This is a genomic window from Listeria floridensis FSL S10-1187 (assembly GCF_000525875.1).
GTDB lineage: Bacteria > Bacillota > Bacilli > Lactobacillales > Listeriaceae > Listeria > Listeria floridensis.
The window spans coordinates 38960-64666 of sequence record NZ_AODF01000001.1; the positions used below are offsets into that span (position 1 = coordinate 38960).

At 41.0% G+C, this 25707-nt stretch carries 26 protein-coding genes and 1 pseudogene; 12 read left to right on the forward strand and 15 right to left on the reverse strand.

Annotation, left to right across the window (positions count from 1 at the left end):
• Positions 1-23: 23 nt before the first annotated feature.
• The 3 genes from addA to MFLO_RS00230 form a co-directional block, all read right to left on the reverse strand.
• A complete protein-coding gene (gene addA, locus MFLO_RS00220) occupies positions 24-3734 on the reverse strand; it encodes a helicase-exonuclease AddAB subunit AddA (RefSeq protein WP_036095473.1) in 3711 nt (1236 codons plus the stop codon).
• Positions 3715-7200, reverse strand: coding sequence for a helicase-exonuclease AddAB subunit AddB (gene addB, locus MFLO_RS00225; protein ID WP_036095475.1), 3486 nt, complete (start codon positions 7198-7200; stop codon positions 3715-3717). The genes addA and addB overlap by 20 nt, the downstream gene beginning before the upstream one ends.
• 131 nt (positions 7201-7331) lie before the next feature.
• A complete protein-coding gene (locus tag MFLO_RS00230; RefSeq protein ID WP_036095476.1) occupies positions 7332-7568 on the reverse strand; it encodes an IDEAL domain-containing protein in 237 nt (78 codons plus the stop codon).
• A gap of 245 nt (positions 7569-7813) precedes the next feature.
• Here MFLO_RS00230 and MFLO_RS00235 point away from each other — a divergent pair, with 245 nt between their 5' ends.
• The gene (locus MFLO_RS00235) at positions 7814-8410 is read left to right on the forward strand and encodes a competence protein ComK (RefSeq protein ID WP_036095480.1); all 597 of its coding nucleotides are present in this window, start codon (positions 7814-7816) and stop codon (positions 8408-8410) included.
• Positions 8411-8448: 38 nt separating this feature from the next.
• On the opposite strand, the gene MFLO_RS00240 is transcribed toward MFLO_RS00235, so the two are convergent.
• Complete coding sequence (locus tag MFLO_RS00240; RefSeq protein WP_036095482.1) at positions 8449-8799, reverse strand: helix-turn-helix domain-containing protein; 351 nt, start codon at positions 8797-8799, stop codon at positions 8449-8451.
• A 290-nt stretch (positions 8800-9089) separates the two neighbouring features.
• Between MFLO_RS00240 and MFLO_RS00245 the strand changes: the two genes are divergently transcribed.
• From MFLO_RS00245 to MFLO_RS00265, 5 genes are all read left to right on the forward strand, one after another.
• Positions 9090-9344 carry a CD3324 family protein gene (locus MFLO_RS00245; RefSeq protein WP_036095483.1) on the forward strand — a complete coding sequence of 85 codons (255 nt, stop codon included), beginning with the start codon at positions 9090-9092 and terminating at the stop codon, positions 9342-9344.
• A gap of 112 nt (positions 9345-9456) precedes the next feature.
• A complete protein-coding gene (locus MFLO_RS00250) occupies positions 9457-9825 on the forward strand; it encodes an elongation factor G-binding protein (RefSeq protein ID WP_036095485.1) in 369 nt (122 codons plus the stop codon).
• On the forward strand, positions 9788-10111 hold the full coding sequence (locus MFLO_RS00255; RefSeq protein WP_077913101.1) for an FBP domain-containing protein: 324 nt from the start codon (positions 9788-9790) through the stop codon (positions 10109-10111). The genes MFLO_RS00250 and MFLO_RS00255 overlap by 38 nt, the downstream gene beginning before the upstream one ends.
• A gap of 262 nt (positions 10112-10373) precedes the next feature.
• A complete protein-coding gene (locus MFLO_RS00260) occupies positions 10374-11087 on the forward strand; it encodes a Crp/Fnr family transcriptional regulator (RefSeq protein WP_036095487.1) in 714 nt (237 codons plus the stop codon).
• Between the two features lie 266 nt (positions 11088-11353).
• A complete protein-coding gene (locus tag MFLO_RS00265; protein ID WP_051993336.1) occupies positions 11354-12091 on the forward strand; it encodes a Crp/Fnr family transcriptional regulator in 738 nt (245 codons plus the stop codon).
• A gap of 52 nt (positions 12092-12143) precedes the next feature.
• Here the strand turns inward: MFLO_RS00265 and MFLO_RS00270 are convergent, their stop codons facing one another.
• Both MFLO_RS00270 and MFLO_RS15630 read right to left on the reverse strand, forming a co-directional pair.
• Positions 12144-13196: a GNAT family N-acetyltransferase gene (locus MFLO_RS00270; RefSeq protein ID WP_051993338.1), complete on the reverse strand. Its 1053-nt coding sequence runs from the start codon at positions 13194-13196 to the stop codon at positions 12144-12146.
• Positions 13165-13305 (reverse strand): hypothetical protein, encoded by a 141-nt coding sequence (locus MFLO_RS15630; protein ID WP_162148124.1) that lies wholly within the window; start codon positions 13303-13305, stop codon positions 13165-13167. Before MFLO_RS15630 ends, MFLO_RS00270 begins: the two co-directional genes overlap by 32 nt.
• Before the next feature lie 156 nt (positions 13306-13461).
• Here MFLO_RS15630 and MFLO_RS00275 point away from each other — a divergent pair, with 156 nt between their 5' ends.
• Positions 13462-14088 carry an FMN-dependent NADH-azoreductase gene (locus tag MFLO_RS00275; RefSeq protein ID WP_036095490.1) on the forward strand — a complete coding sequence of 209 codons (627 nt, stop codon included), beginning with the start codon at positions 13462-13464 and terminating at the stop codon, positions 14086-14088.
• 45 nt (positions 14089-14133) lie between these two features.
• Here MFLO_RS00275 and MFLO_RS00280 read toward each other — a convergent pair whose 3' ends face one another.
• The 8 genes and pseudogenes from MFLO_RS00280 to MFLO_RS00310 form a co-directional block, all read right to left on the reverse strand.
• Complete coding sequence (locus MFLO_RS00280) at positions 14134-14418, reverse strand: metal-sensitive transcriptional regulator (protein WP_036095492.1); 285 nt, start codon at positions 14416-14418, stop codon at positions 14134-14136.
• Complete coding sequence (locus tag MFLO_RS00285; protein WP_036095494.1) at positions 14394-14687, reverse strand: rhodanese-like domain-containing protein; 294 nt, start codon at positions 14685-14687, stop codon at positions 14394-14396. Before MFLO_RS00285 ends, MFLO_RS00280 begins: the two co-directional genes overlap by 25 nt.
• A gap of 1 nt (position 14688) precedes the next feature.
• The gene (locus MFLO_RS00290) at positions 14689-16338 is read right to left on the reverse strand and encodes an FAD-dependent oxidoreductase (protein WP_036095497.1); all 1650 of its coding nucleotides are present in this window, start codon (positions 16336-16338) and stop codon (positions 14689-14691) included.
• Positions 16335-16631, reverse strand: coding sequence for a rhodanese-like domain-containing protein (locus MFLO_RS00295; RefSeq protein WP_036095498.1), 297 nt, complete (start codon positions 16629-16631; stop codon positions 16335-16337). Before MFLO_RS00295 ends, MFLO_RS00290 begins: the two co-directional genes overlap by 4 nt.
• 148 nt (positions 16632-16779) lie before the next feature.
• Complete coding sequence (locus MFLO_RS00300; protein ID WP_036095500.1) at positions 16780-18594, reverse strand: ABC transporter ATP-binding protein; 1815 nt, start codon at positions 18592-18594, stop codon at positions 16780-16782.
• Positions 18591-19517: an ABC transporter ATP-binding protein gene (locus MFLO_RS17080; protein ID WP_420912508.1), complete on the reverse strand. Its 927-nt coding sequence runs from the start codon at positions 19515-19517 to the stop codon at positions 18591-18593. The genes MFLO_RS00300 and MFLO_RS17080 overlap by 4 nt, the downstream gene beginning before the upstream one ends.
• Positions 19518-20314, reverse strand: a pseudogene (locus tag MFLO_RS17085) (ABC transporter permease); the annotation flags it as partial.
• Positions 20311-20793: a MarR family winged helix-turn-helix transcriptional regulator gene (locus tag MFLO_RS00310; RefSeq protein ID WP_036095502.1), complete on the reverse strand. Its 483-nt coding sequence runs from the start codon at positions 20791-20793 to the stop codon at positions 20311-20313. The gene MFLO_RS00310 and the pseudogene MFLO_RS17085, both read right to left, overlap by 4 nt.
• Before the next feature lie 209 nt (positions 20794-21002).
• On the opposite strand from MFLO_RS00310, the gene MFLO_RS00315 reads away from it, so the two are divergent.
• From MFLO_RS00315 to MFLO_RS00325, 3 genes are all read left to right on the forward strand, one after another.
• A complete protein-coding gene (locus tag MFLO_RS00315) occupies positions 21003-22340 on the forward strand; it encodes an MATE family efflux transporter (RefSeq protein ID WP_036095505.1) in 1338 nt (445 codons plus the stop codon).
• Between the two features lie 96 nt (positions 22341-22436).
• Complete coding sequence (locus MFLO_RS00320) at positions 22437-22796, forward strand: magnetosome magnetite crystal formation protein family (protein WP_479481398.1); 360 nt, start codon at positions 22437-22439, stop codon at positions 22794-22796.
• Between the two features lie 76 nt (positions 22797-22872).
• Positions 22873-23265: a hypothetical protein gene (locus MFLO_RS00325; protein WP_036095509.1), complete on the forward strand. Its 393-nt coding sequence runs from the start codon at positions 22873-22875 to the stop codon at positions 23263-23265.
• Positions 23266-23687: 422 nt separating this feature from the next.
• Here MFLO_RS00325 and MFLO_RS00330 read toward each other — a convergent pair whose 3' ends face one another.
• The gene (locus MFLO_RS00330; protein WP_036095511.1) at positions 23688-24191 is read right to left on the reverse strand and encodes a GNAT family N-acetyltransferase; all 504 of its coding nucleotides are present in this window, start codon (positions 24189-24191) and stop codon (positions 23688-23690) included.
• Positions 24192-24302: 111 nt separating this feature from the next.
• Here MFLO_RS00330 and MFLO_RS00335 point away from each other — a divergent pair, with 111 nt between their 5' ends.
• Complete coding sequence (locus MFLO_RS00335; protein ID WP_036095513.1) at positions 24303-24857, forward strand: biotin transporter BioY; 555 nt, start codon at positions 24303-24305, stop codon at positions 24855-24857.
• Positions 24858-24948: 91 nt separating this feature from the next.
• Entirely contained in the window at positions 24949-25638 is a 690-nt protein-coding gene (locus MFLO_RS00340) for a Crp/Fnr family transcriptional regulator (protein WP_036095516.1), read from the forward strand.
• Positions 25639-25707: the final 69 nt, after the last annotated feature.

Consider the following 25707-nt stretch of genomic DNA (forward strand, 5'->3'; position numbering starts at 1 on the left):
CATAGCACTTAGGTACCCGAAACTCAAAGCTCAAGCAAATCGCGGCTGTCAAAGAAATACAAGTAAGCGGCTGTCACCGGTTTCCCTATAATCGCTTCTACCGCTTGCCGGTATAGTTTAATTTGAACCTCGTAGCGGCCTTTCATCACACGCATGGCCGTTTCTTTATCCGAATACTTTCCTTGCACCTTATCCGTCTTATAATCCACCAAAATTACATGTTCCGGATAAACAAGCAGTAAATCAACCACTCCTTGTACGAGAATAGGACTGTCCGTATGCGCATCACGATTTACTTCACTAACCGGAACCTGATAGACAAACGGGACTTCCCTTTCAGCTTGACTCGCATTATCCAGCAACGCTTCCCCGATTTTGGTTTCAAAAAACCCTAAAATCTGTTCACGTCGAATTCCATTCTTCTCCGCCTCAGTCAGCTTCTCTTTTGCCACCATCTCATCAAGTAGCGCCTCAAGATTCGCCAAATCCGGCTTACTTTCAAGCGGAACTGCCTGCATCACCGTGTGCATCGCCGTTCCAATTTCTGCCGCCGTTAGTTCCTTTTCCGTTTGCAAAAACTTTGGTCGATCAAGCGAAGCACCTTTAAGCGTTTGAACAAAGCGATCGTCCGTAAAGCTGTCTTGAATTTGGAACTGCCTTTTCAGCTCCGTCACCGACTGCTTTGAATAGACCTTTGTTTCCGCAAGATTGGGATAAGAAAACCCTAAAACCTCTGCAATTTCACTCGTATCTTCCGCAAGCGGCACTTTTATAAATTCCTTTACTTCTTTCATAAAATTATCAGATTGGCGTTTTGCTGCCAGCGGTTCAAATTCTGCTTGTTGCATCACCATAAGTTTCAGCTTCATCTTCGTTGCAAGCGGCTTCACGATCACAGCCGAATCATCTGCTTCCGCTTGTTCAAGAAAATTCGGATGCCGCACAAAAGCACGGCCGATCCAGTCCAAATAAGTCGTTGCACTAAGACGCTCGCTTGCCGGCAAAAGTGTTTCCTCTGTTTCAGCTGCTGAGAGAAACTGTGCCAAGCTATTCTCCCATTTCGGAACTGTCCCTACTAAAATTAATTTTTCTTCCGCGCGCGTAAGCGCCACATAAAGAACCCGCATTTCTTCTGCTAGCATCTCGCGTGTCTTCTTCTGTTTGACCGCTTGTTGCATAATCGTTGGATAAGTGATCCGCTTTTCTGTATTCGTATAACTTGATGCAAAGCCAAATTCTTGATCGAGCAATGTTTTTGACGTAATATCACGGCGATTGAATTTCCGATTAATTCCCGCTAAAATAACCACTGGAAATTCCAAGCCTTTACTTGAATGAATCGTCATCATCCGAACGACATCTTCCTTTTCTCCAAGCGTCTTTGCCGTTCCAAGATCTTCACCGCGTAGTTCCAAGCGTTCAACAAAGCGGACAAAGCGGAATAAACCGCGAAAAGCCGTTTTTTCATACTGCCCAGCTCGTTCATAAAGTGCCCGCAAATTCGCTTGGCGTGTCTTTCCGCCCGATAATCCGCCGACAAACTCATAAAAGTCCGTATCCTCATAAATCTGCCAAATCAAGGATGTTAAATCTTCTCGGATTGCCAAGTCGCGCCATTTTTTCAGCTGCGCCAAAAAGTCAGCGAGCCGCTCCGAAAGTCCATTGTGATTTTCCGAAACATAATCCCGCAAACCATCAAAAAAGTAGCCTTGCTTCTTTTGTAGCCGAATCTGTGCTAATTCTTCCTCAGAAAGCCCAACAATCGGCGAACGCAAGACCGAAGCGAGTGGAATATCTTGATACGGATTATCCACAATCTTAAGCAGCGAAATCATCACAGCCACTTCAATCGCCTCAAAATACCCCGTCTGACTGCTCGCATAAAACGGAATATCTCTTTCACGCATCGCTTCTTCCATATCCGTTGCACTAGTCATTGAGCGGGACAAAATCACAATATCTCGGTATTCTACTTGACGAAACTGCCGTGTTTCCTTGTCATAAATTTGAAAGCGTTGCTCGACCAAATCAGCAATTCGCTTGGCCACCGCGCGTGCTTCAAGCTGATCCTTCTTCAGTTCATTCGGCGTAAGTTCTCCGTCTTCCGCTTCCCTCACCTGATCTTGATCCCGATCAACAATTAACAGCTCCGTTTCAAGCTCTTTACCAGCCGGAAACTCTGCACCTAAATAAAGCTCCGCATCCTCATCATAATCAATTTCACCGACATTTCGGTCCATAATCTGTTTAAAAATAAAATTGACCGCATCCAAAACTTCCGCTCGGCTTCGAAAATTTTTCGAAAGATCAATCCGCAGCCCCGTATTCTCTCCGGACTTTGAATAACGTCGGTATTTCCCCATAAAGAGTGCCGGTTCCGCGAGCCTGAAACGATAAATTGACTGCTTGACATCACCAACCATAAACAAATCGCCCGAAGCTTCATCCGGTTGTGTCACAAGCGACAAAATCATCTCCTGCACCAAATTGGTATCCTGATACTCATCAATCAGCACTTCCTTATAACGCCGTGTAAGCTCCTCCGCCACAACAGATTTTGACCCATCTGCTTCGCGCAAAACCGCAAGCGCCAAGTGTTCCAAATCACTAAAGTCCAAAACGCCTCTTTCCGATTTAGCAGCAAAAAATCGTTCTGAAAACCGCTCCACTAAATCAGCAAGCGTCCGAACATCCGGCTTCATACTTCTAAGATCATCCAAATACTGACTGGCTTCGCGCTTGAACCAATCCCGATTCGCCTCTTGAATCACTTTTTTCGCCACATCTCGCGCTTTCTTCGCCTGCTCAACTAAATTTGCATCAAGCTCATCTTTATTCTTCAATGTTGCAATCCGCTTAAAAGCAATACTTTGAAAAGCTGTCCGAAGCTGATCAAAATCCTCTTCCCCGAGCACATCCGCAAGCATCTCGACCTGCCTCAAGTCATCCGCAAAAGTATCCACATACGCCCCCGGACCATCCGGCAATTCACTAAGCCTCTTTCCAAAAGACAAAAGCTCGTGCGCCTTCTCGATTTCCTGCTGCAAACTCTCCAAAATAATAGGGTAATAAGACAGTTCATTTATTCGCTTAACCTCAGCTTCATCATAAAAATGCACCATCCCAGCAAGCCACTTCTTCGGTTCAGGACTTGATTGCGCAAAATCATACAGTTTGGAAATCAGGTCTGCCAAATTTTGATCCGTTCGGTCATCCGTCATCGCATCAGCAAGATGGAAAAAAGCCGTATTCTCTTCTTTTGAAAACTCTTCTTCCAAGAATTGATCTAGCACCTCATCGCGCAGCATCATGCTTTCAATTGTATCCATCAGCCGAAAATCCGGATCAACATCCGTTCGGTAATAATACTTTCGAATTAAATCTAAACAAAACGAATGGAGCGTCGAAATGGATGCCGTATTGAGTAAAGCTACTTGACGTTTCAAATAGAGCGAATCTGGTGCTTTTTCGAGTTCACTTTCAAGCGCTCGCCCAATTCGGTGCTTCATCTCAGCAGCTGACGCATTTGTAAACGTCACAACAAGAAGTTCATCTACATTGCACGGATCGTCCTCATCTAAAAGTCGTGTAATAATCCGGTTAACAAGAACTGCCGTTTTCCCTGATCCCGCTGCCGCAGCTACTAAGACATTTTGACCACCAGCATGAATCGCACGCCACTGTTCATCCGTCCACGTTACATCTGCTGGTTTTTCAGGAATTCGTTTCATCATCTTGACCGCCTCCTTCCGCTTTCATTTTTTCAAGAACCGTTTTCGGGTCTTCATTTTTCAAATAGCGATATTTTTCACTTTCCGATCCCGGATCGAATTGACAAACAGAACGGAATGGGCAAAATTGACACGGAGTTTTTTCTTGCAAGTTATACGGGTTAATTGTCACTTCGCCGTCCAAAATTTTATTACCTGCTTCTTGATATTTATGTCGAACAAAGCGTCGCATTTCATCAAATTCATTTTTGCTGGCTGTCTTCGAGCGCGCACTAAGCGAGCCGTCTTTACGTATTTCTGCTGGAACAATCAAAGAAGAACCGCCGTTTTCAAGCGTCTCATCCATTAGCGTGATGGTAACTGGATCTCTTAAAACCAAACCCTTCATTTTGTAACTTTTTTTAATTTCTTTCAACAATTCGTCATCCGCAAGCGGAGCATCTGTCGAAATTAATTTGTTATGCATATGAAAATAGAGTACGCCTGCCGGTTCTGCATTTTTTCCAACCAATTTTGCTGCATTTGTCACCACAACATCTAAATAGGTCAACATTTGTAACGCGATTCCATAATAAACTTCCGGCAGTTTTAAATCATGTGCACTCGATTTGTAATCAATAATCCGTAAAAAACTCTGCCCATTTTCTTGAGCTTCATCAATCCGATCAATTCTTCCTTGTAAGAGCAACTCGCGACCTTCCTTAAGCGGTATTTGCATTGCTGGAATTTTACTGCTTCTGCCAAAATCCACTTCCAGCCCAATCGGGCGAAAAGCGCTGACTTTCGCTTGTTCATTCAAGACAGCCGTTGCACGCGCAATTATGTTAAATAATTTATATTTGATATATTCCATCCGCTTCGTGCTGAGTAGAATTTCGTGCTGCAGTTTCGGTGCCAAATAATTCATCGCTTGTTCCGCAAGCAGCAAACATTCTTCGCTCGACAGGCTGCCCCATTCGCTTCCTCGATTTTTCAATTCTGCTGAAATCCATTCCATCGCACCATGAAATACTTCACCAATATCAACTGCTTCAAGCTGATAGGTCGCCCGCTCTTCCAGTTTCAAACCATAGCGCGCAAAATGCTGAAACTCGCAGCTGAAAAATTTCTCCATTCGTGAAACACTGGCATGAATCTGCTCACCAAATAACCCCGAAGCCGTTTCCTTAGTAAGCAGTTTCGTTTTATTTTGATAATCTAAACTGCTTAAAATCCGCTTGGCTGCTGGATCATTCTGCTCCACAAAATAGTTATAAACTCGCCACCAGAGCGCATCGACCGAGTAACCGCGCTTGTACATTCCAAGAACAGAAGTGAGGAGTCCGAGCGTTTCACGCCGCGTTGCAATATACCCTTTTTGTTCCTTTGAACTCAAAAGACTTGGATCTGTTAAATAAACCTCTTCCGTAAGCTCCTTAAATGTCGCCTGAATTTTCCTTATATAATTTGACGGCGCAAGCAGTTTTCCTTCCCCGTCTGCAGCAGGATAACTCAAATAAAGAGCTTCTTTCGCCGAAGTAAAGACACGGTAGGCAATAAATTCCTCATACCGCAACGCTTTTAAATTAGTCGGCCGCAGTTCAAGACCTTGCTCCTGTAAAATTTGCCGATCTTCGTCCGATAAAATCCCCTTATCACTCAGCTTACGCGGTAAAACACCATCATTTAACCCAACTGCGAAAACCGCCTTCGCTTCAAGCAATCGCGCATGTTCCATATCCGTTACAATTAACTGATCAAGCGCTGGGGGCAGCAGCGAAAATTCCATTGCTTCAAGTCCAGTTTGAATAATCTCGAGAAAATCCGTCCGCGTTAGTTCTTCATCGCCTAATACCTCAACAAACTCATCAAGAAGCGCGATAACCGCATTCCAAGCCTGTTCATGCTCACGTGCGAGCTCAATTAAACCTTCACGTTCAGCCTTTTCCCGCCAAACCTCAATATGCTGTGCCGCTTCCACATGTTCAAGAAAAGCAAACAAACCGCTTGCAAATTCCTTCCCAGTCGCTTCCGGTTTGATCCTTTCCTCTAAGAAAAAAAGCGGTTCTGCAATCATTTCGCGTACTTCATTAATCACTTCTTCGATTTTAATTTCAGCATCCGTTTGCGTCCCAACATCCGTTGCCAAGCCACGAACTTTCCGGTAACGCCATTTCTCACTTGAGATAAAACGATTTCGATTATAAATTCCATTTTCCAGCAAATAATTTTCAAACTGATCAACTTTAAACCGCTGTTCATCCGAGTTTGCGACAAGCGGAAACAGCATTTCTGTCCGAACAGCTTGAAATAGCGCTTCATACTGCCAATTATTCATCACTGCTTCCAAGCTCGAGCGAACAAATTCGACCAGCGGATGCCTTGCCATCACACGTTTCTTATCCCAAAAATAAGGAATCTGATCACGTTCCAAAACCGAGCGGACAATGTCTTCATAATCATCCATATTGCGAATAAGCACAGCCATATCCGAATACTTATAGCCTTTTGTTCGTACAAGTTGTGTAACCTCTCGCGAAATTCCTTCGATCTCAGAACGCCGATTATTAGCTTGATGCAAGTGAATCCCATCAGCAGTTCCTTCATAAGGAGTAAAGCTTGGTTTTCGCCACGCAGCTTCAAGTACTGCTAATCCGTTTTTTGTCGAACGTTGAAACTGGGATAAAAATCGAGCTGGTTCGACCCCAGTCCCGCTTATTTCCGCAAGCTGACTGATCGCCTGATACGTATCAAGATTTCGTTCAAACATGCTGAATTCAGATACCTTTCCCACAAGTGAATCTTGATCAAGTGATAGCCCAATCAACACGCGATTAGCCGTTTCAAACAACTTTGCAATCACAGAAAGCTCTTGTTTTGAAAACGAATCAAATCCATCTATGTAAACGGAAGCATTCTTCATAAAACTGCTTTCAGACATCTTTTCAATCAGCAATTTTAGATAGTCTTCACTCTCCAAAAATTTCCCAACTAACTTTTCTTGATATTTTTCAAATAAAAGCGCAACATCATGCATTTTTTCCTTTGTTGTAAAATTTTCTGTTTCGACATGAATTGATGTTTCTTCTATCTCATACTGCCTAAATTCTTTAAATAGGTCGGTAAGTTCTTTATAGAATCCACGCTTTTTTGCTGCTCTATGAAAAACATGCAGTTGATCAGCTTCCTCTTTAACAACTTCCCGAAGCAACATCTCCGTTCCAGTTCGAGTTAAAAAAGTCCGTCCTAAACCGCCCGTTTCAGAAAGAACTCGCCAAGCTAAGCGGCTGAAACTGTATACTTGAACATTCATCAAACCATTTGCGCCTGTTTCTTTAAAGAAAAAGCGCTCCATTTGATAGGTCATTTGATCGGGCACAATCAAAATTTGTTTTTCTTGAAGATTCTGCTGCTCACTTTTTCTGATTTCACGAATCAGTTGTGTTGTTTTACCAGACCCAGCGGTTCCTAAAATAAATTGAAGGGTCATTACGCCACCTCCGAACATACGTTTCATTTATTGTAACGAATATCTTTTTATTCGTCTAGCTTCTTCACTTGAAATTTTGACTGCACAAAAAAACTAAGGCAGCTCGACACTCCCTTAGTTTTTCATAAAAATCACTTAAATGCTAGCATTTCCTTTTCAAGTTGAATTAATTCAGCTGTCAGCTGCTTAAATTGTTCTTTATCTCCATTATCGAGCGCTTGGTCGATCTTCGCTCTGAGCTGTTCTACTCTGCGTTCCTCTAGGAGCATTGTCATGTAGCATTCAATAAAAATATTGGTTACTTCTTTTTCACCTTTCAACATGCCGACTTGGTTCATCAATGAATTTGAAAAATCACGCATTTCCACGACTAATCACTCCTTTGTCAGAATACTTATTGCCAAATTCACTCGAAAATTCTATATTCCGGCTTAAAAATCATTAAATGGTCCAAAAATCCAACTTTTCTAAATTTTACTGACGTAGCTAAACTTGTATGCTATAATAGCAGGCAACTAACGGGATAGAACGCCAAATTGGTGGTTAGAAGTTTTCATTATCCAAACTTCTTTTCATAGATTGAAGACAAACTAAGAAGAAGGAGATGTTTGAATTGAAAAAAACACAAGGCCAACAAATTTATGAAGTGAACCCACGCACCATGATTATTCTGCCCTATAGAGTTGGTGGATCGCTGTATTCCGAGGTTTTAGAACTTGGCTCTCACTCTATATCAAAGTTTACCCCCTTTGAATTAATTAAAACTAGCTGTAAATATTTCGGGGCAAATTATGATGGAAGAAGAGAAGGCACTAGACATTTGATAGGTATTACACATAAGCCACCGATTATTATTGATCCTATTTCATTCACTTATGTTTTTCCCACCACTTCTCCACTCAACCCACATTGCGTCTGGGTTTTTCCGCAACACATCAAGGACTATAGAGCTGCCGATAACAATAGAACCTACATTCAGTTTACGAATTCAGAAAGCGTTATTCTTGACCTTTCACTTAGTTCATTTAATAATCAAATTGCCAGAACTTCGATGCTCCACATGAAGTTTTCTCAAAAAATGAGAAAAGTCGAAGCTAAATTTCCAAATGCCCCTATGTTTTTCTCACCACCAAGCTTTATTGCCGAAAATCAAATGAATTATCATTTTTCTTCTCATAATGAGTTTTCAGCAGAAGACGCGGAAGAATAAAAAATAAGTGAGTTCTCTTAAGCACAACTTAAGAGAACTCACTTATTTTGCTTTAAAATAACTTCAGATATTTCCTTGATCAAAGTTAAATCTTTTTCTGAAAATGAATAAGGCAATTCTAAATACCATTTTTCAAGCTCTGGATTCCCAATTAGTGGAAAAGCGTTTACAGAGTTTTTCTCACGCAGTCCTACAACGTCATCTAACAAAAAATCAGTTGTAGTACCGAGCGTTTCCGCAAGCTTAGCGAGCATAAAGATCGGTGGCCGATGTGTCGAATTTTCATACTTGCTTATCGTTGACGGTGTTACCCCGATTTTCTTCGCTAGCTCTTTTTGCGTCAAACGGTTCTTTTTACGAAGACTTATTAGTTTTTCACCAAAATTCACGGCACTCACCTCTCTTTTCTTCTATTATAGCAATCCTTTTCCAAGATATCGACTGCCATACTTCCAATTTATACATTTCTGCCAAATAGAAGCTCTTTACAAAAGTTTGAAAAAGTCTTATATTAATAACGAATGGGGGTGATGAGTGATGAAATCAGCTCATAATCAAGCGTTCCATGCAAAGCCTCTTTTAGCGGCGATACTTTGTATGGAGTGGTAAACTAAAAATCGCCAACTAAAATGGCTTTGCCAACTTATTATTTATTAAAATAATAAAGGAGCGAGCCTACATGAAATATCAATCTGTTCAAGATATTCTACCGGAAAAACTAATTGCTGAAATTCAAAATTATATTGAAGGAACGGTACTTTATATCCCTACCCGTAAAAAAACGTCATGGGGAGAAAAGTCTGGCACCAGGGCATTTATAAAAGAGCGAAATAAGGCTATCAAATCTGCTTTTGCAAACGGATCTTCAATTAAAGAATTAGCAAATCAGCACTTTCTCTCTGAAAGTACTATTAAAAATTATCGTATATCGTAAAACTCGCTGATAAATATCCGCGAGTTTTTTCTTTAACTTAATTATAACTGTTCTCGACACTAGCCAATTATTACCCTTCCCCTTTAAAATAGCAATTGGAGGTGCCAAAATAATGGAAGCTTTTATCCAAAATCATATCTTTAACGCTATCATGCGCCAAGCGAAGCACGTACTAGATGCAGAGCGCAGTGTGAATGATTCTAAAATAAAAACTGAATTTGCTTTTTACTCTTTAAGCAAAGCAGAAGCTTTATTTCATGAACTAACCATTCCACAACTCGACCTATTAAACCCCTTAACGACGATTAAAAACGAGCAGGATTTCGAGCGGTTTAGAGAATCATTGTTACCCTATTTAATTGAATTCCCTTTACTCAGTGAAGCACAAATCAAAAAACTATTCAAAAAAAACAAAGAAGCTGCATCCACCAGATTTAACCTCTATGAATTTACGAGAATTATCCTATCTGAGTTGGTTTGACAAAGGATCAATGAAAAAGTTCATCATTCATCAACTTGATGGGGACCTAGTCGGTTTAAAAGGCAACTTCATTCCCAGTCAAAAAAAGAACTTGTGCTATTTTTGTCATCAAGTAACGGATGTTGGTCTTTTCACAATTGATGTTTCACTAAACACTAAAACCAATACCTATAAAGCACTCAGCAACTATATTTGTCTGGATGCAGAAAAATGCAATGCACACATCACAAGTACAGACAACCTGGATTACTTCGCACAGTATAGCAAATCTAAAAGAAGCGTATAACTCTGTTTATACGCTTCTTTTTATACACAAAATCTAATATTAATACAATCAAAATTTGGTTGACCACTGAATAAAAATTCAATAAAACCATTACATACTTATTAAAAAAGATAATATAAGGTATTAAAGAACATAATGACTAATAATTATTCATTTATCAAATATATTTCATTTTGTTTAAAATATAAAGATTAACATTGACTTTTCCATGTCTATACTTTATCATTTCATTGTATTATAATTCACAAAAGCGAGGGATGTTATGAACTTTATAGACGACTATGCTGCAGTACTTGGAATGCAAGAACTCTTAACCTATCTCAATACATTTTCCGATCTATCTTCACGTTATATTCAAGAAGTCTGCTTTGCTAAAAACGAAATTATTGTCCCGTCTACAGAATCTCCAAATTACTTTTATCTCATCAAAACCGGCATTGCCTTCATTGAAATACCTTCAGAAAGCAAAGAGAGAGAAGTGATTTATTTTTTAACCCCCAACCAACTTTATTCCCCGGAAAGCCTCTACAGCAATTTCAAAGAATACCTCTCCCTTTTCCCCAGACAGCTTCGAGCCGGTTCTAAAGTAACAGCTTATAAAATTGACTGTGATTTTATGATGGATCACCTGTATGCACAGCCTAAACATTTAAACTTTCTCTTTCAAACCGTCTTGCGTGAACTTAGTTCTGCACAGCTAATCTCACATATCCATAAGCTCCCTACCCAAAACCGTATCGATATGATGCTAAAAATCATCATGGATTCCGTAGGAGTGATTGGAAATGATGGTGTATCCATTCCTTCTGCTATCAACCAATCTGTACTTGCGTCTTTGTGTAGCTTATCACAGAGTGCAATTTCTCTACGTCTAAAGAAATTAGTAGAAAACGGAACATTGGCCTCTACTTATACACCATTGCTCGTTCGAGATCCGCAATTTCTAAAAAAACAAAATTTTGTATCTCCTGTCTAATAAAAAGTGTACCTCGTTTGGTACACTTTTTTATTAGTAAATCCGACCCAATGTGCATTTTATGGAATAAATTGATAATTATACCATATACGTGTAATAAAGTTTATATACAATGGGCTGTTAAAACGCAAAAAAATTTGAACATTTTATGACGACGCTGCTTTTAGGACTATAAATAAAGCTTGGATGATTGACTATAAAAAGAGTTTTTATTATCGTTAGAATATGAAATATGTAAAAAAATTACCTTTTTATTGGAGGCTATTATGACACAAAGCCAATATAAAACCACACAATCTTTTATGCGCGACTTGCTTGAATACTTGAAACAAAATGCAGTGCTTTCAGAAAATCATGTTCGGGAACTGCACCTTAAAAAGAAAGATTTGATTATCACACCTGCTTCACGTAAAAGCGACTCCGTTTTTATCATCAAAGAAGGTGTAGCTTTTTTTGAAGTTATTCAAGATCATCAGGCGAGAGTAGTTTCCTTTTACTCGGATTGGACACTTTTTCATTCTAAACCTATCTTTGCAGATTATAAATCCTTCGAAATTAATTTCCCGCATCAAATACGAGCTGCGACTAACATGACGATCTATCAAATCGACCGTGATTTTTTAATTGATCATTTGTACAGTCAGCCTAAATTCTTTCATTTTTTGACCGAGGCATGCTTGGCATCTGTCACGATTTCCATCTTGATGTCGTCTCTAAGTCGACTCCCACCACTTGAAAATCTTTCAGTTAACTTAGAAATTTTAGCACTTCTTATCGGCAAAGAGAATGATTCTACCTATACACTTCCGGCTGCGATTTCACAATCCGTATTAGCATCACTTTGCAACTGCTCACAGTCAGCCATTTCCGCTCAAATCAATTTTTTAGTAGAACAAGATATTTTAGCGTCGAGTAGCAAACCTTTTATTATCAAAGATATTCACCGCCTGCAAGATTACTACGATTCCAATTTTGATATCGGTCAATTTCGCACTGCAAACTAATCTTTCAACCAAAAACAGCCCTTCTCTCCTAACGAAGGACTGTTCTTTTTTGTTAAAAATTATCATAAAAGCGAGGTATCTCATGTGGAATAATTGCTTCTAGACGAGCAGCCGTTTCTTTTGAGATTTTTATTTTCCCTTGAGCCCGCAAAAGCTCTGGTCGTGCAAAGCCAAGCAACATCTGGCTGAATGCTCCAATATTCGCTTCGACTACCTCTTGCCGCGGAGCCTCAGAAACCTTCTCAATTCCTTTTGCTACTTTGTAAACTCCTTCATTAAATGGCGCCGTTTCATCTTTAATTTTGAAATAAAGCGGTTCTTCAAGTTCCGGGAAAGGATAACGTTCCAAAAAGCGTTTAACATCCACAATCCGCACCATGAAGGTCAGCTCTTGAGTCACCCTAAGCGCCGTCGGATTAGCGAGACTTAAGGCTAACTCGTCCACCTCTCCGGCGTTCTTAATCGTCACCTTTTCAAACATCGAATCGTGGCTTGAAATAAATGCCCACAGCTCCGTTTCAGCTACACTTGTAAGTCCGACTAATTCGTGAACAATCATCTGAACCCCTTTAAATGCAAAGCTTAAATAGCCTTGCGCTTCACCATTCTCATCCAAATAAAGCGCAATTTCATTCACATAGCCACGGCGAGCTAGGCGAGCCCACCAAGCATCATCACGAATAAGCATACCGTTATGCCTTTCCGCATAGCTTGCATAAATTTGTTTTGCTAGTTCAAAGTCTGCGTTAGAATGACTGATTCGTTTGATTTTCCCAACACCCGTGCTTTTTTGCATGAACTGTTTCAATCGAAGTTCCATACGCGTTTCTTTAAATGCTAACTCATAGCCGAATTTACGGTAAAATGTCACGTCAAACGGATGGAGATAGGAAATAATTTGCCCGTTTTCGCGCATCGCCGAAATAGATTTTGTCATCAACTGCCGAATTAAGCCACCGCGGCGATGTTCGGGATAAGTTGCTACATAAGCAATACCGCCCATTTCATAGCGCTCCCCAAATAACGAAACAGCAAGCGGATAGGTCATCACTTGTGCTGCAAGCTCTTCATCTTCAAATGCTCCAAAACGCCTTCCATGTTCCATCCAATAAAAAAAAATCTTCTTCTCCGCCGCCTGAAGACGTTCGAAACGCGTAATCCCGCAATTTTTTAATTTTATGAATTTCTTCTTTTTGAATTTCTCTTATTTCCAAACCAATCACTCCTCACCTTATTTATTTTAGCACTTTTTGCCAAAAACTTCTGATTCATTTTTCTAACTAACTTTTTGTAAGCCAATTAGTTGCTAATCAATGAGGATTTCAGTTACACTTAAGCGTATACAAATTTTTAGGAGGAAAAAAACAAACATGTCAAACGTATTATTTATTAAAGCAAATGGGCTTCCTGCTGAAAGCTCTGTAAGTGTTACCTTGTACGAAACTTTCTTAGAAAGTTACAAAAAAAATCATCCTGCTGACCAAGTCACTGAACTGAACTTGTTCGAAGCTGACTTGCCGTACTACGACGGCGTGATGATGAGCGGTTTGCACAAAGAAGTAGCTGGCGAGCCTTTATCTGCAGATGAAAAGCGTCTAGCTGACATTGCAAACGGCTATCTTGATCAATTTCTAAAAGCTGATAAAGTCGTTATGGCTTTCCCATTATGGAATTTCAGTATTCCAGCTCAATTCTTAACTTATCTTTTCTATTTGAATCAAGCTGGAAAAACCTTTAAATATACGCCAGAGGGTCCTGTTGGCCTTGTTGGCGATAAGAAAGTAGCTCTTCTTAACGCGCGCGGCGGAATTTATTCTGATGGCCCGATGGAAAGCTATGAAATGTCACTTAACTACGTAAAAAACATCTTAAATCATTTTGGTATCACAGATGTAGAAACCGTTGTTGTTGAAGGACATAACGCTGCTCCTGATCAAGCACAAACCATCATTGAGGCAGGACGCAAAGAAGCAGAATTACTTGCTGCAAAATTTTAATAAAAGAAGCGGAAGCCGAGAGAATTTTCTCAGTTTCCGCTTCTTTTATCTACTTTTGACTAGCAAATTAATAGCCTCTTCGATATACGCTTCCGTATTTTCATTCCCGCTCTCGTTCTCGCGTTCGATACAAACCGCTAAATTCTCCGCAACGACAAGCCCGATTACGCGGTCAACACTAGTCCTGACTGCACTAAGCTGCGTAACGATATCACGGCAGTCCTTTTCGTCGTCCATCATTTTTAAAATCCCGCGAATTTGTCCTTCCGCCCGCTTCAGCCGGTTTTTCAATTTGTCATCATACGTTAGTTCACGATTTCTCCCTGCCATGCGCCCATTCCTCCCATCACATTGGTTACTTGATAGCCTTTATCGCCTAAAAACCGTGATGCTTGTTCAGATCTGCCGCCAGCATAGCAAATAATGGCGTAACTCGCGGTTTGGTCAAGTTTCGGATACGCCTCCGCTAGTTCTGTGATTGGAATATTCACAGCTCCTTGAATATGACCGTTTGCGAAATCCTCCGCGTCTCGAACATCTAAAATTTGATATTGATCCAGTTCCTGACGGAGTTCCGCTGTTGTCGTTGATAAATACATTTTATTCCACCTCTTCCGGCATGACAGATTGATACAAGCTGAATCCGCCATCCAAATTTTTCACTTGATAGCCTAAGTTTTTCAAAATACGTTCCGCTAGATAGCCTCTAAGTCCTACTTGGCAGGTTACCACAATCGGCTTCGCTTTGTCGAGTTCTGATTCTGCTCGGTCGCGAAGTTCGTGCAGCGGGATGTGATACGCATTTTTAATTTTTCCGTTTTCAAGTTCCGCCGCGTTGCGGACATCAAGCAGCAGCGCTCCATTTGATAGCTCACCTTGAAGTTCGTGCCACTGAATATTGTCAGATAAGCCTTCATAGATATTCATTCCAGCGTAGCCAGCCATATTGACAGGGTCCTTGGCCGATCCAAATGGCGGCGCGTAAGTGAATTCAAGTTCTGGTAAGTCAGAAATTGTCATACCCGCTTTGATCGCTGTCGCTAAAATATCAATCCGTTTATCTACGCCGTTTTCCCCAACCGCTTGTGCTCCTAAGATTTTCCCATCCGCTTGGCTGAACAGTACTTTTAAGAGTATCGGCGTATTGCCTGGGAAGTAGCTCGCATGGCTCTTACCTTGAATATGGATCACTTGATACGGAATTTCAGTAGCTTGCAAAGCTTTTTCGTTTAATCCCGTCGATGCAGCAGCTAAGCTGAACACGCGGACAATGGCAGTGCCGAGGAATCCTACATTGCTGCGTTTTTTGCCGAAAATAATATCTGCTACCATACGTCCTTGGCGGTTTGCAGGCGACGCCAGCGAAATTAGTGCATCTTGACCGCTCACAATTTGTTTCACAACGATTGCATCACCAATCGCATAAATGTCCGGCACGTTTGTTGCGTAATCTTCATCGACGAGGATTCCGCCGCGCAAACCGGTTTTGATGCCGGCTGACTCTGCTAAGCTGGTTTCCGGCGCGACTCCGATCGCAAGGATTGTTAAATCGCTCGCAAGAACTTTCCCGGTGTCAAGCTCAATCTTTTTACCTTTATCGCGGAATGCCTTTGCTCCAGCACCAAGTTCAAGGTTCACTTGATTCTTAAGCAGTTCTTGTTCGATTGGAACAGCCATTTCAGTATCTAGCGGCGGTAGCACATGCTCGGATTTTTCGACAATTGTTACTTCTAAGCCGCGCTGTTTCAAGCTTTCAGCCATTTCCATGCCGATAAAGCCTGCTCCGATGACTACTGCTTTTTTTGGATGATTTTGTTCGATAAATGCTTGAATGGCATCTACATTTGGAACTGAACGCACCGTAAATAAATTTTCCGCTTCGTTTAATCCTTCAATTGGCGGTGTGACAGGACGTGCTCCGGGAGATAAAATTAGTTTGTCATAGCTAAGTTCAAATTCTCCTTCGGCATTTTTTACCGTGATGCTTTTTTGGTCGGGTTGAATCGACATCGCCTCATGATAAGGGCGCACATCGATCTGGAAGCGTGCTCTGAGACTTTCTGGCGTTTGCACAAGCAAATCTTCACGTTCTTCGATTTCACGCGAGATATAGTATGGCAACCCGCAATTGGCGAAAGAGACATAAGGCCCTTTTTCCAGTACAATAATTTCTGCTTCTTCATCTAAACGTCTAAGCCGTGTTGCAGCCGACATTCCGCCGGCTACTCCGCCGATAATAACGATTCTCATTTTATTCCTCCTTTAACAAGTCCTTGCCAAGCCATCATTCCACCGCGGACATTCGTTACCTCGACGCCGTTTTTGCGCAGAATTTTCGCTGCACGTTTGCTGCGCATTCCCGAAGCACAAATGACGTAAACCGGTTCTGTTGAAGAGAAAGCCGCAATTTGTCCAAGCGGCACATTTTTAGCTTTGGGAATATGTCCGCCCTTATATTCATGGGTTTCACGGACGTCAATGATCACTGGCCGATCTAATTTTTCAAGTTCTGTTGTAGTTATTGATGGTATTCTTTGAAACATCTGATTCACTCCTTTGTTTTCATGATACCCCATAGGGTATATAAAAGCGAATGAGATGCTCAAGAAATTTATTATTTGGAAGTGAAAGCGGAGCAAATGGGTAAAAAAAGACCCGGAATCAGTCATCCGATTCCGAGTCGTTCTTTCATTAAACAGCTTGTGCACCTGTAAATTGACTATTATATAGGTCGGCATAAAAGCCTTTCTCAGCGAGCAATTCTTGGTGCGTACCTTGCTCGATCACATTGCCGTGGTTCATCACGAGAATAAGATCAGCATCACGAATCGTTGACAACCGGTGAGCGATCACGAAACTCGTCCGCCCTTTCATCAAGTTGCCCATCGCAAGTTGAATATTAAGCTCTGTCCGTGTATCTACACTTGATGTCGCTTCATCGAGAATTAAAATCGACGGATCAGACAAAATTGCACGTGCAATTGTCAGCAGTTGTTTTTGTCCTTGCGAAATATTCGTTCCTTCTTCATTCAGAACCGTATCATAACCATCTGGCAAGCGGCGGATAAAGTCATCTGCATATGCGGCTTTGGCTGCTGCAACAACTTCTTCTTGAGTAGCTCCGTCGCGCCCATAAGCGATGTTTTCAGCAATCGTACCATTAAAGAGCCACGTATCTTGCAGTACCATACCGAATTTAGCCCGAACGTCATCCTTCGTCATATCTCGAGTATCGACACCTTCCACTCGGATTGAACCGCCATCAACATCATAGAAGCGCATCAGCAAGTTAATGATCGTCGTCTTCCCTGCCCCAGTTGGTCCAACAATTGCTACCATTTGTCCTTCATCTACTTTAAAGCTCAAATCATTCATAAGCGGCTTGTCTGGAGTGTAACCAAACTTAACGTGATCGAAAACGATATTTTGTTTTTCGGATTCAATTACTTGAACATGTTCTGGAATCACATCTTGTTCTTCTTGCTCATCCATAATTTCAAAAACACGTTCTGCCGAAGCGATCGTCGATTGAATCACGTTGGCAATATTGGCCACACTTGAAATAGGTTGTGAGAAAAGTTGAACATATTGCGTAAACGATTGAATATCCCCTACTTGAATCGTACCATTCGTCACAAAAATCCCGCCGCCGACACAGACTGCCACATAGCCGAGGTTGCCGACAAATTGCATCATCGGCATCATAATCCCCGAAATAAACTGCGCTTTTTTAGCCGCTGTGTAGTAATCTTCATTAACGGTTTCAAATTTCGCCAAGGTATTCTTTTCTTGTCCGAAAGCTTTTACGATGGTCTGTCCACCATAAGTTTCTTCTACCGTATCATTTAAAATCCCGAGATTTCTCTGTTGCGCCGCAAAGAATGCTTGCGACTTTCCGGCAATAATCGCAACGATAATAATGCTTAGTGGCACAGTTGCAACCACAATCAAGGTCATCTGCCAACTAATCGTAAGCATCATAATTAATACACCGACTAGCTGCACTATCGCCGTGATCGCTTGCGTAAGCGACTGTTGCAATGTGTTGGCAATATTATCCATATCATTAACTGCCCGGCTTAAAATATCTCCGTTTGAGCGCGTGTCGTAATACTTAAGTGGCAGGCGCGCCATCTTTTCCTTCAAATCTCTCCGCATGTCATAAACCGTCCGCTGAGCAACGCTTGACATCACGAATTGTTGGATGAAGCTGAAAATCGAACTGCCCAGATAGAGTAGGAATACTAAAAATAAGATGTCGAAAATTTTGTCGTCATTGATTCCCGCTGGACTCATGACACCTTTAAAGATTTCCGTCGTTGCCTTCCCAAGCTCTTTTGGACTGAAAATGTTAAATATAGTTGAGAGGATTGCAAATAAGAATACAACCGAAATAGCAATCGTACGCGGCTTCATATAGCCTAATAACCGCATCAGTGTCTTCTTAAAATCCTTCGGTTTCGAGGTGACTGCCATGCCACCACCATGACCATGTCCTGGACTCATGCTATCTCCTCCTCTGAAAGTTGCGAACGCATAATTTCGCGATAAATTTCGTTTGATTCTTTAAGCTCTTCGTGAGTACCAATTCCGGCTACTGTTCCTTCATTTAAAACAATGATTTGGTCAGAATCTACAACCGAAGTAATCCGCTGCGCGACGATAATCGTAACAGCATTTTCAGTTTCCGGTTTTAAATTTTTACGTAGAGCAGCATCCGTTTTAAAATCAAGCGCCGAGAAGCTGTCATCAAAAATATAAATTTCTGGTTTGCGAATTAAAGCGCGAGCAATGGCAAGGCGTTGTTTTTGTCCGCCAGAAAAGTTATTTCCGCCTTGTTCAACGCGAGCATGAAGCCCTTTCGACTGACGTTCAACAAAATTTTTCGCTTGAGCAATTTCGAGCGCATCCCAAATTTCGCCTTCTGTCGCATCTTCTTTACCATAACGCATATTCGACTCAATATCCCCAGTAAATAAAACGGCCTTTTGCGGCACTAAGCCGATTTTTTCGCGTAATGCTTCCTGCTCCATTTCGCGAACATCCACACCGTTTACCTTCACAGAACCAGATTCGACATCATAGAAGCGCGGAATCATGTTTACAAGTGTAGACTTGCCTGACCCGGTACTTCCAATAATTGCAATGGTTTCACCGGCTCGGGCTTTAAAAGATATATTTTCGAGCACCGGTTTTTCCGCCCCTTCATAACGGAACGTTGCCTCTTCAAACTCAAGCATGACCGGTTTGTCGCTCGTTTTTGGTGTAGCCGGATCTACAATTTCAGCATTCATATCAAGCACTTCATTAATCCGTTCAGCTGAAGCTCCAGCACGCGGAATGAAAATAAAGACTGCAGAAAGCATCATGAAACTCATCATGATCTGCATAGCGTATTGGATAAATGCCATCAAATCGCCGACCATCATGCTGCCTTCGCTGATGAAGTGTGAACCAATCCAGATGATTGCGATACTCGTAAGATTCATAATCAGCATCATGATTGGGCTCATGAGCGCAAGCAAGCGGTTTACTCCGATCGCAGTCACGGCATAATCATTATTGGCTTCTTCAAATTTAGAAAGTTCATCTTTGTTGCGGTTAAATGCACGAATAACACGAATCCCCGTCAAACCTTCCCGAATGACGCGGTTTAATTTATCCATCTTTTTTTGCAGATTTTTAAACATTGGCATCGCTTTTCCGCCAAGTCCAATTACAAGCAAAAGCAGAAGCGGCAACACAACCACGAAAATAAGCGAAAGTTTAGCGTCATGCTGACCGCCATAATAATTCCGCCTATCAGCATGATTGGTGCCATCACCATCATCCGAAGCATCATATAAAGGACGTTTTGAATTTGAACCACATCATTTGTTGTCCTTGTGATTAATGACGAAGTTCCCACTTTATTAAATTCCTGCAATGAAAAATTTTCAACTTGATTAAAAATCTTGTCACGTAAATCGCGTCCGAACCCCATCGAAATTCGCGATGCTAAATAAACGATGACAACAGATAAAAGAACGGCTCCGGCAGAAATCAAAAGCATGAAAGAACCCGTCTTCCAAATATAGCCTTTGTCGCCTTGGACAATTCCTTTATCAATAATATTCGACATTAGCGTTGGTAAATATAGCTGTCCTAAAACTTGGACAAATGTAAGAATAAGTACTACTGCAATTCCAAGCGAGTACGGTTTCAGCCGTTTCATTAAACGCATCATTTTGGCGCTTCGCCTCCTTCTTCATAGTTCGCTTTGCTGTTTAAATAGTCCGTAAGTTTGCTGAGTAGACGGATTAATGTCCGCATGTCCTCTTCTCCTAAGTAATCTTGCATATCAAGGAAGCTTTCACGAAAATACTCGACTATTTGATCAGTCAGTTTTTTCCCTTTATCCGTAAAATTAATGTAAGCTGCCCGCTTATCCGCAGGATTTTGGATTCGCGTAATTAATCCTTTTCCCTCTAGGGCATTGATTTGCTGGGTAACACTCGGTTTAGATACGCGTAGCCGCTTTCCAATTTCGCTTACACTGACACCAAGCTCTGAATCACTCATGCGAACACCGTGAAATAACGTAAACATGAAACGAATCTCAGCTTTTGTGTAACCGTCAATCTGGAAGTTCATCATTTCAGCACGCTTGAAGTGCATGAAAGCCCGTACAACTGATTGTCCTAAATCCAACTCTTCTGATTGCATCTCATTGCCCTCCTTTTTATTTAGTTTACTTAACTAAGTATATGAATTTTTGACTAAAAGTCAAGTAAAAGATTCGTCATTTTTCCTAATCAAAGTGTAAGAAATTAAACATCTTTAAATTATTCAAAAAAGGCTATACTTATAGAAGTGATTCGCTTATAATATGTCTTGCTACTAGTTTCATTCCCTTTTTGAAAGGAGGACGATAAATGGATTCAAAGAAGACCGCTTCTCTCAGTTTATTTGCACTCGCTTGGCCAATATTTCTCGAACAATTTTTACGTATCATGATGAGTTATATTGATGTTTTTATGTTAGGGCATTATTCGGACGAAGCCGTTGCTGCAACTGGGGTAGCTAATCAAATTCTTGTTATTTCTATTATTATGTACGGTTTTATTAGCGTCGGTGTACAAATTCTGCTTGCACAAATGATAGGTGCGAGAAAACACGATATGATCGAAAAAATTATTACAAACGGGTTGATTGTCGCCTTTCTAATTGGACTGGTTATGAGTGTTGTTTTTATCTTCGCAAGCGACAGCTTCCTTCGACTTGTTGGCTTGAACGAAGAGCTTGTCCGTGTCGGATCGCCATTTCTTGAAATCATCGGCGGGAGTTCGATTATCATTGCGATTCACTCTTCGATTTTGCCAATTCTTCGTGTTCACGGCTATGTACGCCAAGCCATGCTTGTTCCAATCACACTCAGTATTATTAACGTAATCGGCAATTATTTATTTCTTTATGGCCCGCTAAGCTTCCTTGATCTTGGTGTGGCTGGAGTTGGGATAGCGACTATGGCGGCGAATTTTATCGGGATGGTCATGGCTGTTTATATGTTGAAAAAATATATTGGATATATATTCACTTTCGGGAAACTCAAATTTTATTCTAAAAAGCTACTCTTCGCCATTTTACGGCTAGGCCTACCCTCAGCTGGGGAAAACATGTCCTATGCCGGTTCTCAGTTAGTTGTCACTGCAATCATCGCGTTACTCGGAACGGAAGCTTTGACGACAAAAGTCTATGCGTCAAGCGTAAGTCAGTTTGTAGCTCTATTTGCCATTGCGATCGGTCAAGCTTCACAAATTCTCATCGGACGCTCGGTCGGCGCAAAGGAACTTGACAAAGCCTATAACCAAGGGCTTCGCAGCTGGAAAATTGGACTCGCCATTGCGCTTTCGGTCAGCATTTTGCTTTATCTCTTTGCCGAGCCGATTATGGGGCTTTTCACGGACAGCGAAACGATTATCCAGATGACGAAAGAGCTATTTTTACTTTCGATCGGGCTTGAACTTTTCCGTGCTACAAATATTATTTTAATCAGTAGTCTTAATTCAACAGGAGATGTGCGCTTCCCGTTCATTGTCGGCATCATTGTCATGTGGATTGTCAGTCTGCCGTTTTCTTATCTTCTCGGAATCACAGCAGGGCTTGGTCTAGTCGGCGTTTGGCTTGCTTACTTGATTGACGAAGGCATTCGTTCAATTTTGATGTATCGCAGGTGGCGCAGTAAAGTGTGGACGCTCAAATCTGTATTATAACTTACAAAACTGTCACGCGAATTTCAGAAATTGTCACATGATTCGAATGAACGCTAAACATCCTTCCTTTATAATGAAACTATGATAAAGGAAAGGATGTTTTTTATGAACAGCCACAAAATGGTTAAATCGCTCAGCTATTTCAGCATATTTTTCGCGCCGATCTTAGTTCCGCTTTTCATTTGGGTTTTTGGCGAGGCAAAAGACATTCGTCATCATGCTAAAATCGCGCTTATCTCTCATCTTGCACCAACTATCGCTTTATTCTTTGCATTTTCGATTTTCTCACTTGCACATATCAGCACCGATAGCGCGGATACTTTAGGATTTATCGCTTTTGCAGGAATAATTTCGTTTATTATCTTTTCTATTGTATTATTTTTCTTCAATATCATTCGAGGTGTACAAATGCTCGTTCAAGATGATGAAGATTATTATGCCGCTGAATATAAATAAGTCAAAAAGCCGGAACAGCACATCCGGCTTTTTTTTTGATATACTAGATACGTGAAAAAATGGGGGTGAAAAATAGGTGCGCTTTATATTTGCTTACTTAACCGTGTTTGTCTTAGGAATTTTTTCTTGTCTGGGACTTGAAGCGCTGCTTTTCGGCGAACTGACAGCTCAGCTTATTTTTACCGCAATATTATTTGCTGCGCCGATCGTCCTTGTTGGCGGGACAGTTGCCGAAATTTATTACGGTTTTGGAAAACGCGTTTCTTGGCAACGATTTGCAATTTACGGCTTTGGTTTTGGTTTATTTGTAACCATTATTATCACAAGTATTTTGCAAATAGCGTCGATGGCCGTTGTCATTTTGATTTCTATTTTAGGTGGCCTAGCCGCTGCCGTCTTGGCTTTGATTTTCTTCAGTTTCCGTGGCGGAAAATCCGGCAGCGGAAAAGCAGTTAATCGTGCTGAATAAAAACAATGAAGAACAGCTGCTTGCATGTTATGCGTTGCTGCTTTCTTCATTTTTTTTTGTTTTTCCTAAAGAAGTTTTAAATAACTTATACTTAGAGAAACGGAGATTATCTCACGAAACAGTCTCACTTAAAAGGGTTACAACAAAACGGGATGTATGAAATATAGACAACTTATGACCATGAATATTTTGCTCTCTGCTTTATTTACGATCTCTCAAGTACATATTTATTTGTTGAAGTATTGTGTTCAGATGGTCAAACTGCTGGATCATCGAGGCAATAAGTAGTGCGCTTATGCGACGAGTGACAATCCTCAAAATAAAAGCCCATTGCTGAGCACACAGCAACGAGCTTTTTGATGTAACTAGATCATCTTTTCGAAATCACTCTATCAATGTATCTTTGAAAGCAAACTTTAAACCTACCTCTCATCTTCTTCCACATTATGAGTCAAATGAAGCCGAACTGTTGGGAGTTTGTAGCCATAAAAATCATCATCAAACCGTTCAAATTCAACAAAGCCTTTACGTAAATAAAATGTAAGCGCCGATTCATTTTCTGCCTCAACATTTACAAACATCGGAAGCGGTAAATTAAAAAGATGAATACCTTCTTCTAAAATTCGTGTCCCGTAGCCCTTCAACTTTTCGTCTGGTAGCAAATAAAATGCTGATAGTTCGCTTTTCCCTTTATCCAGTTCGATAAAATTGGCAAAGCCGAGAATTTCACCTTCCCGTTCGAGTACTACAAACGGCGTCGCACTGATTCGATTTTGCAGTGTATCTTCATTGTAAAATTTGTTTAAAAAGCTGTCTTGAACTTCTTCTGGAATAATTGTTTCATAGGTATCATGAAAGGAAATGACTGCCACATTTCGAATAAATTTCGCATCTTTCGGCTCTGCTTTTCTAATTATTGTCGTCATCACGAAACCCCCTAATTAAAGCGTTGCCAATATTTACCCTTTTTCCCTTGTCAAAAAACCTTTTTAATGTTAACCTTTAAAAATAAAAGTTTACAATAGGAGGAACTTGTTTTGCGAAATCAACAATTAAAATTTCTGATATTGGATTCATTGTTTGCCATTATCATTGCTATTTTAGCACAAGTTGCCATTCCGATTGGTCCTATTCCATTTACAGGACAGACCTTTGCAATTGGACTTGCTGCAACAATTTTAGGGGCAAAACACGGAACCATTTCGGTTTTTGTCTACATTATGCTCGGCATAATCGGTATCCCCGTTTTTCAAGGGATGACTGCCGGAATAGGTATTCTCATTGGAATTACAGGCGGATATATCATCGGCTTCTTAGCCAATACCTTCATTACAGGATACATCCTAGATAAAACGCGCTATACGACTGGGATAGCCATCACTGCGAACATTATCGGGGCGCTATTCACACTTCTCTTTGGAATGATTTGGCTTAAAATTGGAGCAGGAATGTCCCTTACCAAATCCTTTTACATCGGATTTCTCCCTTTTCTCATCCCAGGCATTATCAAGGCTGCCCTTGCCGGCATTTTCGGAATTATGATTCGAAATCGGTTGGTTAAAAGCCGCCTACTTTCAGAGAAAAAGCTTTAAACGCTCATCGTTACACAGTTCAATTAATACAAAAACCCCTGATTCTTGATTATAATAGAAAAGTAAATTTTTGAAAAAGGGGAAGCTACATATGTCATTTGAAAAAGAGCTGGAAGAGTCTCACGGTGATTTATTGCAGCAGTTGCAGTCAAAAAGGGAAGCCGTTCTTCCATACTCACGAGTTCATTTTAAACGCGGTGAAACCATCCTTTCTGAAGGAGAAAATCATTCCTTTTTTTATATCATTTTGGATGGAGCCGTTTCAATGAATAAAGAAACCTATAAAGAAGATACTATCCTCGCTTTTTTCGGAAAAGGCGACCATCTTGGGTTTTATCATCTTGACGAGCAGGCGGTTTCACCCGTTTCCTATGAAGCTGTGAGTGAAGTCAGTGCTTACTGCTTCAAACGAAGTTATGTTCGTGCAGAGCTTGAGCAGCAAAATAATTTGCTCTATAGATTGGCAAAGGAAACACTGACTCCTGCCTTGGAACGCGAAGCAGTCGTTCATCTTCCGTCTAACGAAAAGATTTTGGCCGGACTTCTTACTATCGGCACCAAATTCGGACGTTTGGAAACTGATGGTTCTTGCCTTATCCCTTATTATTTCACGCAGAAAATCCTAGGTAATTACTTAAATCTAGCACGTGCTTATGTGGCAACAAACCTGCGTAAATTAGAAGAAGATGGTATCCTGATGCTTTCTCCGAAACCTTGGCGTATCAAACAGTTCCATAAACATTGTGAGCGGCTTAAGCAAGACTATCTGCTTCATAGATAGCACAAGCGGCACGAGCTTTTTAGCTCGTGCCGCTTGCGTTTTCTTGCAGTTCTTGCTTTTCTAGCAGTA